The sequence below is a fragment of the Exiguobacterium sp. s193 genome (assembly GCF_018618755.1).
Taxonomy (GTDB): domain Bacteria; phylum Bacillota; class Bacilli; order Exiguobacteriales; family Exiguobacteriaceae; genus Exiguobacterium_A.
On record NZ_JACSMR010000016.1, the window covers coordinates 15,880 to 27,833 of the forward strand.

Annotated in this window: 20 protein-coding genes; all 20 read right to left on the minus strand. The window is 45.9% G+C overall.

Going from position 1 to position 11,954, the window contains the following annotated elements; genetic code table 11:
- Positions 1-28: 28 nt before the first annotated feature.
- Complete coding sequence (gene rpsN / locus KNQ04_RS14595; protein ID WP_012369022.1) at positions 29-298, minus strand: 30S ribosomal protein S14; 270 nt, start codon at positions 296-298, stop codon at positions 29-31.
- Positions 299-312: 14 nt separating this feature from the next.
- Entirely contained in the window at positions 313-852 is a 540-nt protein-coding gene (rplE, locus tag KNQ04_RS14600) for a 50S ribosomal protein L5 (protein WP_029332266.1), read from the minus strand.
- Between the two features lie 31 nt (positions 853-883).
- Positions 884-1,195, minus strand: a complete 312-nt coding sequence (rplX, locus tag KNQ04_RS14605) for a 50S ribosomal protein L24 (protein WP_029332265.1) — start codon at positions 1,193-1,195, stop codon at positions 884-886.
- A gap of 34 nt (positions 1,196-1,229) precedes the next feature.
- Positions 1,230-1,598, minus strand: a complete 369-nt coding sequence (gene rplN, locus KNQ04_RS14610; RefSeq protein WP_012369019.1) for a 50S ribosomal protein L14 — start codon at positions 1,596-1,598, stop codon at positions 1,230-1,232.
- Between the two features lie 48 nt (positions 1,599-1,646).
- On the minus strand, positions 1,647-1,910 hold the full coding sequence (rpsQ, locus tag KNQ04_RS14615; RefSeq protein WP_014969155.1) for a 30S ribosomal protein S17: 264 nt from the start codon (positions 1,908-1,910) through the stop codon (positions 1,647-1,649).
- 31 nt (positions 1,911-1,941) lie between these two features.
- A complete protein-coding gene (rpmC, locus tag KNQ04_RS14620; protein WP_012369017.1) occupies positions 1,942-2,145 on the minus strand; it encodes a 50S ribosomal protein L29 in 204 nt (67 codons plus the stop codon).
- Positions 2,132-2,569, minus strand: coding sequence for a 50S ribosomal protein L16 (gene rplP / locus KNQ04_RS14625; protein WP_012369016.1), 438 nt, complete (start codon positions 2,567-2,569; stop codon positions 2,132-2,134). The genes rpmC and rplP overlap by 14 nt, the downstream gene beginning before the upstream one ends.
- Positions 2,570-2,602: 33 nt before the next feature.
- Complete coding sequence (rpsC, locus tag KNQ04_RS14630) at positions 2,603-3,259, minus strand: 30S ribosomal protein S3 (RefSeq protein WP_026834299.1); 657 nt, start codon at positions 3,257-3,259, stop codon at positions 2,603-2,605.
- A gap of 12 nt (positions 3,260-3,271) precedes the next feature.
- Positions 3,272-3,604 (minus strand): 50S ribosomal protein L22, encoded by a 333-nt coding sequence (rplV, locus tag KNQ04_RS14635; protein WP_029332264.1) that lies wholly within the window; start codon positions 3,602-3,604, stop codon positions 3,272-3,274.
- A gap of 20 nt (positions 3,605-3,624) precedes the next feature.
- A complete protein-coding gene (rpsS, locus tag KNQ04_RS14640) occupies positions 3,625-3,903 on the minus strand; it encodes a 30S ribosomal protein S19 (protein WP_012369013.1) in 279 nt (92 codons plus the stop codon).
- Positions 3,904-3,966: 63 nt separating this feature from the next.
- A complete protein-coding gene (gene rplB / locus KNQ04_RS14645) occupies positions 3,967-4,797 on the minus strand; it encodes a 50S ribosomal protein L2 (RefSeq protein WP_214851645.1) in 831 nt (276 codons plus the stop codon).
- Between the two features lie 32 nt (positions 4,798-4,829).
- Positions 4,830-5,114 (minus strand): 50S ribosomal protein L23, encoded by a 285-nt coding sequence (gene rplW, locus KNQ04_RS14650; RefSeq protein ID WP_029332261.1) that lies wholly within the window; start codon positions 5,112-5,114, stop codon positions 4,830-4,832.
- Positions 5,114-5,737 carry a 50S ribosomal protein L4 gene (gene rplD, locus KNQ04_RS14655; protein ID WP_012369010.1) on the minus strand — a complete coding sequence of 208 codons (624 nt, stop codon included), beginning with the start codon at positions 5,735-5,737 and terminating at the stop codon, positions 5,114-5,116. Before rplD ends, rplW begins: the two co-directional genes overlap by 1 nt.
- A 29-nt stretch (positions 5,738-5,766) precedes the next feature.
- The gene (gene rplC / locus KNQ04_RS14660) at positions 5,767-6,393 is read right to left on the minus strand and encodes a 50S ribosomal protein L3 (protein ID WP_029332259.1); all 627 of its coding nucleotides are present in this window, start codon (positions 6,391-6,393) and stop codon (positions 5,767-5,769) included.
- Positions 6,394-6,461: 68 nt separating this feature from the next.
- Positions 6,462-6,770, minus strand: a complete 309-nt coding sequence (rpsJ, locus tag KNQ04_RS14665) for a 30S ribosomal protein S10 (protein WP_029332258.1) — start codon at positions 6,768-6,770, stop codon at positions 6,462-6,464.
- Between the two features lie 317 nt (positions 6,771-7,087).
- A complete protein-coding gene (tuf, locus tag KNQ04_RS14670; protein WP_088836007.1) occupies positions 7,088-8,275 on the minus strand; it encodes an elongation factor Tu in 1,188 nt (395 codons plus the stop codon).
- A gap of 117 nt (positions 8,276-8,392) precedes the next feature.
- Entirely contained in the window at positions 8,393-10,471 is a 2,079-nt protein-coding gene (gene fusA / locus KNQ04_RS14675; RefSeq protein ID WP_214851647.1) for an elongation factor G, read from the minus strand.
- Positions 10,472-10,595: 124 nt separating this feature from the next.
- Positions 10,596-11,066: a 30S ribosomal protein S7 gene (rpsG, locus tag KNQ04_RS14680; RefSeq protein WP_214851648.1), complete on the minus strand. Its 471-nt coding sequence runs from the start codon at positions 11,064-11,066 to the stop codon at positions 10,596-10,598.
- Positions 11,067-11,115: 49 nt separating this feature from the next.
- Entirely contained in the window at positions 11,116-11,538 is a 423-nt protein-coding gene (gene rpsL / locus KNQ04_RS14685; RefSeq protein WP_012369004.1) for a 30S ribosomal protein S12, read from the minus strand.
- A 125-nt stretch (positions 11,539-11,663) separates the two neighbouring features.
- A complete protein-coding gene (locus tag KNQ04_RS14690; protein ID WP_012369003.1) occupies positions 11,664-11,915 on the minus strand; it encodes a ribosomal L7Ae/L30e/S12e/Gadd45 family protein in 252 nt (83 codons plus the stop codon).
- Between the last annotated feature and the right edge of the window lie 39 nt (positions 11,916-11,954).

Consider the following 11,954-nt stretch of genomic DNA (forward strand, 5'->3'; position numbering starts at 1 on the left):
ATGTACCTCCTTTCACAACTTTAATGAATTACCAGCTTGCTTTTTTAACACCAGGGATTTGACCTTTATGAGCAAGATCACGGAACTTAATACGGCTGATACCGAATTTACCAATGTAACCGTGTGGACGGCCAGTGATACTGCAACGGTTGTGTAAACGAACCGCTGAAGAGTTACGTGGGAGTTTGCTCAAGCCGATGTAGTCGCCTTGTGCTTTCAATTCTGCGCGTTGTTCAGCGTAGCGCTCTACGAGTGCTTGGCGTTTTACTTCACGTGCGATCATTGATTTCTTAGCCATGTGTGCGGCCTCCCTTATTTTTGGAATGGCATGCCGAGTGCTGTGAGAAGCTCACGAGACTCTTCATCCGTATTAGCAGTAGTTACGATAACGATGTCCATACCACGGACTTTAGATACGCGATCGTAGTCGATTTCTGGGAAGATCAATTGTTCCTTCACGCCTAGCGTGTAGTTACCACGGCCATCGAATGATTTCTTCGATACACCACGGAAGTCACGTACACGTGGAAGTGACACGTTGATCAACTTGTCGAGGAATTCGAACATGCGCTCTCCGCGAAGTGTAACCTTCGCACCGATTGGCATACCTTCACGAAGTTTGAAACCAGCGATTGATTTCTTAGCTTTCGTGATGAGTGGCTTCTGACCAGTGAGGAGCTGAAGCTCTTCTACTGCCATGTCAAGTGCTTTCGTATTCGTAACAGCGTCACCAACACCCATGTTGATTACGATCTTATCGACTTTCGGCGCTTGCATTACAGAAGTATAGTTGAATTTCTCCATCATTACTTTGACGATTTCGTCTTGGTATTTAGCTTTTAAACGGTTCATCAGAAAGTGGACCTCCTTTCTTTAAATCTTCTTATTTATCTAAAGCTTCGCCCGATTTTTTAGCGATACGTACTTTCTTGCCGTCAACCACAGTGAAACCAACGCGTGTTGGAGTTCCTGTCTTAGGGTCGATGAGCATAACGTTCGATACGTGAATCGGTGCTTCTTTCTCGACAATTCCGCCTTGCGGGTTAAGTTGAGAAGGTTTTGTGTGTTTTTTGATCATGTTAACGCCTTCGACGATAACGCGATCTTTTTTCGGCATAGCAGTAAGAATAACGCCTTGTTTGCCTTTATCTTTACCAGTCATAACCTGAACTTTATCACCTTTTTTGACATGCATCGTTAGAGCACCTCCTTGTAGGAATTCTTTGGAATTAAAGTACTTCCGGTGCCAACGAGACGATCTTCATGAAGTCTTTTTCACGAAGTTCGCGTGCGACTGGTCCGAAGATACGTGTGCCACGTGGGCTTTTATCATCTTTGATGATGACTGCTGCATTTTCGTCAAAACGGATGTACGAACCGTCTTTACGACGAACGCCACGTTTAGTACGAACGACTACTGCGCGTACAACTTCACCTTTTTTGACAACGCCACCTGGTGTTGCTTGTTTAACTGTACAAACAATTACATCACCGATGTTAGCAGTTTTGCGACCAGATCCTCCGAGGACTTTGATCGTCAAGACTTCACGAGCTCCTGAGTTGTCTGCTACTTTCAAGCGAGATTCTTGTTGAATCATACGATTGTACCTCCCTCCGGATGTTTATTCATCCGAACTAATTAGAGTTTAGATGATTACTGCTTTTTCGACGACTTCTACGAGACGGAAACGTTTGTCTTTAGAAAGTGGACGTGTTTCTTGAATGCGTACGACGTCACCGATTTTAGCTGTGTTGCTTTCATCATGCGTTTTATACTTCTTAGAGTAGTTTACGCGTTTGCCGTAGAGCTTATGCTTTACTTTAGTCTCAACTGAAACAACGATCGTTTTATCCATTTTGTCAGATACGACGCGTCCAGTTAACACTTTGCGGTTGTTAGTGCGTTCCATTGAGTGTTCCTCCTCTCAGAATCCGAGTGAATTATGCGTTGTTGATGCCGAGTTCGCGTTCACGAAGAACGGTTTTCGCGCGTGCAATCGACTTGCGCACTTCACGGATACGAGCAGGGTTCTCAAGCTGACCAGTCGCGAGTTGGAAACGAAGGTTGAACAACTCTTCTTTCCACGAACCGACTTTACCGTTGAGCTCTTCTGTAGTTTGCTGACGGAGATCAGTTGCTTTCATTCGTATCACCACCATTTTCTTCACGTTTTACGAACTTACATTTTACTGGAAGTTTGTGTGATGCAAGACGGAGAGCTTCGCGTGCGATCTCTTCCGATACTCCTGCGATTTCGAACATTACTTTCCCCGGTTTAACGACTGCAACCCAGCCCTCCGGAGCACCTTTACCTGAACCCATTCGGACTTCAAGAGGTTTTTTAGTGTATGGTTTGTGTGGGAAAATTTTGATCCACACTTTACCACCACGTTTCATATAACGAGTCATCGCGATACGCGCTGATTCGATTTGACGGCTAGTGATCCAGCTAGCTTCTTGAGCTTGGATACCGAACTCGCCGAAGTGTACTGTAGTACCACGTTTCGCTTTACCACGCATGTTGCCGCGGTGAACACGACGATATTTTACACGTTTTGGTAACAACATGTTGTGTTGCCTCCTTCCCTAGACGGATGTGGATTATTGTTCGTTAGATGCTGCTTTTTTCGTAGGAAGCACTTCACCGTGGTGGAGCCATACTTTTACGCCAATTTTGCCGTAAGTTGTATCAGCTTCAGCAGTACCGTAATCGATGTCTGCACGGAGTGTATGAAGTGGGACTGTTCCTTCTGAATACTTCTCTGAACGAGCGATATCAGCGCCGCCAAGACGACCAGAAACTTCAGTCTTGATTCCTTTGATACCTGAACGCATAGAGCGTTGGATTGATTGCTTCATTGCACGACGGAAAGATACGCGGCCTTCAAGTTGGCGAGCGATGTTTTCAGCGACAAGTTTAGCAACTGCATCCGGGTTTTTCACTTCAACGACGTTAACGTGAACGCGTTTGCCTTTTGCAAGGTTAGTGATGTCTGTACGAAGTGTTTCGATTTCAGAACCGCCTTTACCGATAACCATACCAGGTTTAGCAGTGTGAAGTGAAATGTTCAAGCGGTTTGCAGCGCGCTCGATTTCAATTTTAGAAACACTAGCGTCTTTAAGACGTTTTTCGATATATTCACGAACTACGTAGTCTTCATGAAGGAGATCAGCATAGTCTTTATCTGCGAACCAACGTGATTCCCAGTCTTTGATGATACCTACGCGAAGACCAGTTGGGTTAATCTTCTGACCCACGGTAATCCCTCCTTATTTTTCAGATACCACGATGTGAACGTGGCTCGTACGTTTGTTGATACGGCTTGCGCGACCCATTGCACGTGGGCGGAAACGTTTGAGCGTTGGACCTTCGTTGACGTAAGCCTCTGTTACTACGAGGTTTTCGATGTTCATGTCGAAGTTGTGCTCAGCGTTCGCGATTGCCGATTTCAATGCTTTTTCAACGATTGGCGTTGCTGCCTTGTTCGTGTAAGCAAGAATCGAAAGTGCTTCGCCGATTTGCTTCCCGCGGATTAAGTCTACTACGAGACGTGCCTTACGAGGAGCAATGCGAACCATATTAGCCGATGCTTTTGATTGCATAATGAGTACCTCCCCTCAGATTAACGTTTCGTCTTCTTATCGTTCCCAGCATGTCCTTTGTAAGAACGTGTAGGCGCGAATTCACCAAGTTTGTGACCGACCATATCTTCTGTCACGTAAACCGGTACGTGTTTACGACCATCGTAGACAGCGATCGTGTGACCGATGAACTCTGGGAAGATTGTCGAGCGGCGTGACCAAGTTTTGATAACATGCTTGTCACCAGCTTCGTTGGCTTTGTCAACCTTAGCGAGCAAATGGTGATCTGCAAATGGACCTTTTTTCAAGCTGCGACCCATAGTTGTACCTCCCTTTGGCATGATTCAGGAACGGTTCCTGCGAACCGTTCAGAAATCACGTAATTATTTTTTAGAACGACGGACGATATATTTATCGCTCGCTTTGTTTTTCTTACGAGTTTTGTATCCGAGTGCCGGTTTACCCCAAGGAGTAAGTGGGCCCGAACGACCGATTGGAGCACGTCCTTCACCACCACCGTGTGGGTGATCAACTGGGTTCATGACAGAACCACGAACTGTAGGACGTTTTCCGAGCCAGCGTGAACGACCAGCTTTACCGATATTGACGAGCTCGTGCTCTTCATTACCGACAGCGCCGACTGTTGCACGGCAAGTAGCAAGGATCATACGTGTTTCGCCTGATTGAAGACGAACAATCGCGTATTTACCATCTTTACCGAGAAGCTGAGCAGAAGTACCAGCTGAACGAACGAGCTGACCACCTTTACCTGGCTTAAGTTCGATGTTGTGGATCAATGTACCAACTGGGATGTTTGAAAGAGGAAGAGCGTTACCGACTTTAATGTCAGCGTCGACTCCTGACATGACTTGCATGTCAACTTTCAATCCTTTAGGTGCGAGGATGTAGCGTTTTTCACCATCGATGTAGTGTACAAGCGCGATGTTTGCAGAGCGGTTCGGATCGTACTCGATTGTAGCGATACGGCCAGCGATGCCATCCTTGTTACGTTTGAAGTCGATGATACGGTATTTACGTTTGTGTCCGCCACCTTGGTGACGTACTGTCAAGCGACCTTGGTTGTTACGTCCGCCCTTTTTCGAAAGCTTTTCAGTTAACGATTTTTCAGGACGTGAAGCCGTAATTTCAGCAAAGTCGAGTGCAGTCATGTTACGACGACCGTTAGTGGTCGGTTTAAACTTTTTAATTCCCATCGAGAGTTCCCTCCTTTTCTACAGAGTACCGATTAACCGAGGTAATCGAGTTCTTTGCTATCTGCAGTAAGCGTGACGACCGCTTTTTTGCGGCGTGCTGTGTAACCAGCGTGACGACCTACGCGTTTTGCTTTTGGTTTTGAGATAAGTGTGTTGATTTTTTCAACTTTAACGCCGAAGATCGCTTCAACAGCATCTTTGATTTGAGTCTTAGATGCCTTCACGTCTACTTCGAACGTGTACTTTTTCTCAGCCATTTGGTTCACTGAGCGTTCAGTAATTACAGGACGTTTGATAATGTCGTGTGTATGTGCCATTATGCAAGCACCTCCTCTACTCTCGCAACTGCATCCTTCGTGAAGATGACTTTGTCGTGTGCGACAAGATCAAGGACGTTTACTCCAGCAGCGTCAACGACTGTGACACCAGGAATGTTGCGTGTTGAAAGAACGACTGTCTCGTTGTAATCAGCAGTAACGACAAGAACTTTACGTTCGATTGAAAGAGCAGCGAAGACCGAAATCATATCTTTTGTTTTCGGAGCATCGATTGTCAATCCTTCAAGAACGATGAACTCGTTGTTAGCGACTTTCGAAGAAAGTGCTGAACGTAATGCGAGACGACGAACCTTTTTAGGAAGTTTATAAGCGTACGAACGTGGTGTTGGACCGAAGACTGTTCCACCGCCAACCCATTGTGGCGAACGGATCGAACCTTGGCGTGCACGACCAGTACCTTTTTGTTTCCATGGTTTACGGCCGCCACCGCGAACTTCCGAGCGACCTTTTGTATCATGTGTACCTTGGCGACGTGAAGCTTGTTGCATGACGATTGCATCGTATACGACTGCTTCGTTTGGCTCGATTCCGAAAACGGCATCTGCGAGCTCAATATCTCCAACTTGTGTACCTGTTTGGTTAAGCAAAGCTACTTTAGGCATTCGTTATTCCTCCTTTCCTTGCAAACGGATTAGTTGCCTTTAACCGCAGTTTTGACGACAACTTGGCTCTTACGTGCGCCTGGGATAGCACCCTTGACGAGGAGTAAGCCACGTTCTACATCAACTTTTACGATTTCAAGGTTTTGAACAGTGATTTGTTCTCCACCCATGCGTCCTGGGAGCAATTTCCCTTTGAATACACGGTTTGGAGCGACAGGACCCATTGAACCTGGGCGACGGTGGTAACGCGAACCGTGAGCCATTGGACCACGTGATTGGTTGTGACGCTTGATTGCTCCAGCGAAACCTTTACCTTTCGACGTACCTGTTACATCAACCATTTCGCCTGCAGCGAAAGTATCTGCTTTAATCTCTTGACCGATTTCGAAATCTGTTACAGATGTACGGATTTCTTTAATGAAGCGCTTAGGTGTCGCACTTGCTTTCGCAGCGTGACCTTTTTGCGGTTTGTTTTGACGACCTTCTTTGATATCACCAAAGCCGAGTTGGACTGCTTCGTAACCGTCCACTTCCATTGTCTTCAATTGAAGAACAACGTTACCTTCTACTGAAACGACAGTAACTGGTACTACTTCACCTGACTCGTTGAAGATTTGTGTCATACCGAGTTTAGTTCCTAAGATTCCTTTAGCCATGAGATACACCTCCTAATATTGAATGATTTTGATCTTCTGGCTAGTATCAACTATTTATAGAAGAAAAATTAAAGTTTGATTTCGATGTCAACGCCCGATGGAAGTTCAAGACGCATAAGCGCATCAACTGTTTTCGGTGTTGGGTTAACGATGTCGATCAAACGTTTGTGTGTACGCATTTCGAACTGCTCACGAGCATCTTTGTACTTGTGAACGGCACGAAGTACTGTGTAGATCGCTTTCTCCGTTGGGAGTGGGATCGGTCCAGATACAGTAGCACCAGAACGTTTTGCTGTGTCGACAATTTTCTCAGCCGATTGATCAAGCACGCGGTGATCGTATGCTTTCAAACGGATCCGAATTTTTTCATTTGCCATGTTGTTTCCCTCCTTTTCGCCTATTTCGTAAATAGACATTCTCCGCGGAAATTTCCACACTAGCCATGGCAATGCCGCCTGGTGTGTCATAACCTCCCGCTTCATCGCGTTGTGTTTGTGACCAACATATTCTAGTTTACTTAATTCCAAGCAAGAATGCAAGCAAAATAAATTAGAACTTGTTTTCAAGTCTCTCACCACTCGCACAAACACTTTCCTCAGTATATAAGATGTCTGACCATGTTGCAAGACTGTTTTGAAAGAAACAAGAAAAGGTCTTCCGTCACGGGAGACGGAAGACCTTTTTGTCTTAAAAATTACTCAACGATTTCTGTAACTGATCCAGCGCCTACTGTACGGCCACCTTCACGGATTGAGAAACGAGTTTCTTTTTCAAGAGCGATTGGCGCGATGAGTTCAACAGTCAATTCGATGTTGTCCCCAGGCATTACCATTTCAGTACCTTCAGGAAGTTGGCACATACCAGTTACGTCAGTTGTACGGAAGTAGAACTGTGGACGGTAGTTACCGAAGAATGGCGTGTGACGGCCACCCTCTTCTTTTGAAAGGATATAAACTTGCGCTTTGAAAGTTTTGTGCGGTGTGATTGTGTTTGGTTTCGCGAGAACTTGTCCACGCTCGATGTCGTCACGTGATACACCACGGAGAAGAGCTCCGATGTTGTCGCCAGCTTCAGCATAGTCAAGAAGCTTACGGAACATCTCTACACCAGTACATACTGATTTTTTAGTTTCTTCGTGAAGACCAACGATTTCGATCTCGTCGTTGACTTTAAGAACTCCACGCTCAACGCGGCCAGTAGCTACTGTACCACGACCAGTGATTGAGAATACATCCTCAACTGGCATCATGAAGTCTTTTTCAGTGTCGCGAGTTGGCTCAGGGATGTACTCATCAACAGCTGTCATGAGTTCCATGATTTTTTCTTCCCATTTAGCTTCGCCGTTAAGCGCGCCGAGAGCAGATCCTTGGATGACTGGGAGGTCATCGCCTGGGAAGTCGTACTCAGAAAGAAGTTCGCGGATTTCCATTTCAACGAGTTCAAGAAGCTCTTCGTCGTCAACCATGTCGACTTTGTTCATGAATACTACGATGAAAGGAACACCTACTTGACGTGAAAGCAAGATGTGCTCACGTGTTTGTGGCATTGGACCATCAGTTGCAGAAACAACGAGGATCGCGCCGTCCATTTGTGCAGCACCAGTGATCATGTTTTTAACATAGTCAGCGTGACCTGGGCAGTCAACGTGCGCATAGTGGCGTTTTTCTGTTTCGTACTCGATGTGAGCTGTTGCGATAGTGATACCGCGCTCGCGCTCTTCTGGAGCACCATCGATTTGGTCAAACTTAGTTGCAGCTTTACCTTGTGATTTTGCAAGTACAGCTGAGATAGCTGCTGTCAAAGTTGTTTTACCGTGGTCGACGTGGCCAATTGTACCAACGTTAACGTGCGGTTTAGAACGGTCGAATTTTTCTTTACCCATTCTGAATTCCTCCTCTATGTGTCTAATAATATTTTATAACTAGGAAGGTGAATCGTCGAATAACGTACACCTTCCTTAGCTTACACTAATCAAATAATCGTGACAACCTGTGAAGGATTAGCCGTTTGATTTTTTGATGATTTCTTCAGCAACTGATTTCGGTACTTCTTCGTAGTGATCGAAGTGCATTGAGTACGTACCGCGACCTTGTGTGCGCGAACGAAGCCCTGTTGCATATCCGAACATTTCCGAAAGTGGAATCATCGAGCGAACGACTTGTGCGTTCCCACGAGCTTCCATACCTTCAACGCGTCCACGGCGTGATGTAACATCACCCATGATGTCTCCCATGTATTCGTCTGGGATGACGATTTCAACTTTCATCATTGGCTCAAGGATAACAGCGCCGCTCTTATCTTTAAGTTGTTTGACGGCCATTGAAGCCGCGATTTTAAATGCCATCTCGTTTGAGTCGACATCGTGGTATGAACCGAAAACGAGTGCTGCTTTAACGTCAACTACTGGATAACCAGCAAGGATACCGTTTTGAAGAGCTTCTTCGATTCCGTTTTCAACCGCTGGGATGTATTCACGTGGAACAACACCACCGACGATTTTGTTGTTGAACTCGAAGCCAGCACCTTCTTCGTTTGGCTCGAATTCAACGACGACGTGACCATACTGACCACGACCACCTGATTGACGAGCGAACTTAGAATCGATTTTCGCCGCTTGGCGAATCGTTTCACGGTAAGCTACTTGTGGAGCACCAACGTTTGCTTCGACTTTGAACTCGCGACGCATACGGTCAACGATGATGTCGAGGTGAAGCTCACCCATACCTGAGATGATCGTTTGACCAGTCTCTGGGTTTGTTTCAGTGCGGAACGTTGGATCCTCTTCAGCAAGCTTAGCGAGTGCTTGACCCATTTTATCTTGGTCAGCTTTCGTTTTTGGTTCGATCGCGACCGAGATAACTGGTTCTGGGAATGTCATTGATTCGAGAACGACGTTGTCTTTCTCAGAACAAAGCGTATCACCAGTAGTCGTATCTTTCAAACCTACAGCTGCAGCGATGTCACCAGCGAAGACCATTGGGATCTCCTCACGGCTGTTCGCGTGCATTTGAAGGATACGTCCAAGACGCTCACGTTTACCTTTTGTTGAGTTCTTGACGTAAGATCCTGCCGAAGCTGTACCAGAGTACACACGGAAGAATGTCAATTTACCAACATACGGGTCAGTCATAACTTTGAATGCAAGTGCAGAGAATGGCGCTTCGTCAGTAGACTCACGAACGATCTCTTCATCTGTATCCATGTTAATTCCTGTGATTGCTTTTACGTCGACTGGTGATGGGAGGTAGTCAAGGACTGCGTCAAGCATAAGCTGAACACCTTTGTTCTTGAATGCCGAACCAACGAGTACAGGGTAGAAATCAACTGTAAGAGTCGCTTTACGGATACCCGCTTTTAACTCTTCGATTGAAATTTCCTCGCCCTCGAGGTATTTCATCATCATGTCTTCTTCGTAATCAGCAACTGCTTCGATTAATGATGCACGAAGTTCTTCAGCTTCCTCTTCGAACTCAGCAGGGAAACCATCTGTTACTTCGATATCAGTACCGAGGTCATTACCGTACATGTATGTTTTCTTTTCAACGAGGTCGATGATTCCTTTGAATTCATCTTCCGCGCCGATTGGAATTTGGATTGCGTGTGCGTTCGCTTGAAGGCGATCGCGGAGCGTTCCGACCGAGTACAGGAAGTCTGCACCGATTTTATCCATTTTGTTTACGAAAACGATACGTGGTACGCCGTAAGTTGTTGCTTGGCGCCATACTGTCTCAGTTTGTGGCTCAACACCAGACTGAGCATCAAGTACTGCTACCGCACCATCAAGTACACGGAGTGAACGTTCAACTTCAACAGTGAAGTCTACGTGTCCAGGAGTATCGATGATGTTTACGCGGTTACCTTTCCATTGTGCAGTTGTTGCTGCCGATGTAATCGTGATTCCGCGCTCTTGCTCTTGCTCCATCCAGTCCATTTGTGAAGCACCTTCGTGCGTTTCACCAATTTTGTGGATACGACCCGTGTAATAGAGGATACGCTCAGTCGTTGTTGTTTTACCAGCATCGATGTGGGCCATGATCCCGATATTACGGGTGTTCTTAAGGGAGAATTCTCTTGCCATCTTTAAACATTCTCCTTTCGCATTTTAATTTAGTGTACGTGTGTTGCCACACGTCATGACTATACCCGAAAGCCACCTCATATTTCCATAAAAAATGGCATAGATGAGGTGGTTAATTTCGGAATTACCAGCGGTAGTGAGCAAACGCTTTGTTCGCTTCCGCCATTTTGTGCATATCTTCGCGCTTCTTAACAGAAGCACCAGTGTTGTTTGCAGCGTCCATGATTTCATTAGCAAGACGAGCATCCATTGTTTTTTCGTTACGGAGACGTGAGTAGTTCACGAGGTAACGAAGTGCGAGTGTCGTACGGCGCTCAGGGCGGACTTCGACAGGAACTTGATAGTTAGCTCCACCTACACGGCGTGCTTTTACTTCAAGAACTGGCATGATGTTGTTCATCGCCTCTTCAAAAACTTCCATTGCATCGCGACCTGAACGTTCAGCGATAGCTTCGAAAGCTTTGTATAAGATTTGTTGAGCAGTACCTTTTTTACCATCTAACATAAGACGGTTGATAAGGCGGGTAACGAGTTTAGAGTTGTAGATCGGATCAGCCATTACATCACGACGTTCTGCTTGACCTTTACGTGGCATTCCGAGTCCCTCCTTTCATATAGTGAGGTGATATCTTCAGATATCTAGATTATTTTTTTGCTGCTTTTGGACGTTTAGTACCATATTTCGAGCGACCTTGCATACGGCCGTCAACTCCAGCTGTATCAAGTGCACCACGAACGATGTGGTAACGTACCCCTGGTAAGTCTTTTACGCGGCCTCCGCGAATAAGAACAACACTGTGCTCTTGCAAGTTGTGGCCGATACCTGGGATGTAAGCTGTTACTTCCATTGTGTTCGTCAAACGTACACGTGCGTATTTACGAAGAGCCGAGTTCGGTTTCTTCGGAGTCATTGTACCTACACGAGTACAAACACCACGTTTTTGTGGTGAGCTGATGTCAGTACGAGCTTTAATGAAGCTGTTGTACCCTTTGTTCAGCGCTGGCGAATCTGATTTCACAACTTTTGATTGACGTCCTTTACGGACCAATTGATTGATAGTAGGCATCTTTGAGATCCTCCCTTCCTGAATTCATGACAAGTTTCAAAACCACCGAGCCGGGTGGTTCATCGAAAGTCATAATGAAACGTTTTGCGTGGCTCAGGCATTCCATCGCCACACAAAACGTATTATCAAACTTTCTTAATGGCAACAGCAGTTGCAGCAACGTCGATTCCACAAGCCTTACCAAGCTCAAGCTTAGAAGGAACGTTCACAACTGGAACGTTAGCTTGTTTCGCCGCGTCGAGCAATGCTTGTTTTACGTGTTCATCTGCGTCATCCGCGATGATCACTTCCGACGCCTTGCCAGATCGCAATGCTTTGAGCGTTTGCTTTTGACCGACAAACTTCAAATCTGCGCCGACTACTTTTTTGTAAGACATGAAGATATCCTCCAAAATAACACAGCCGGTTGGCAACAC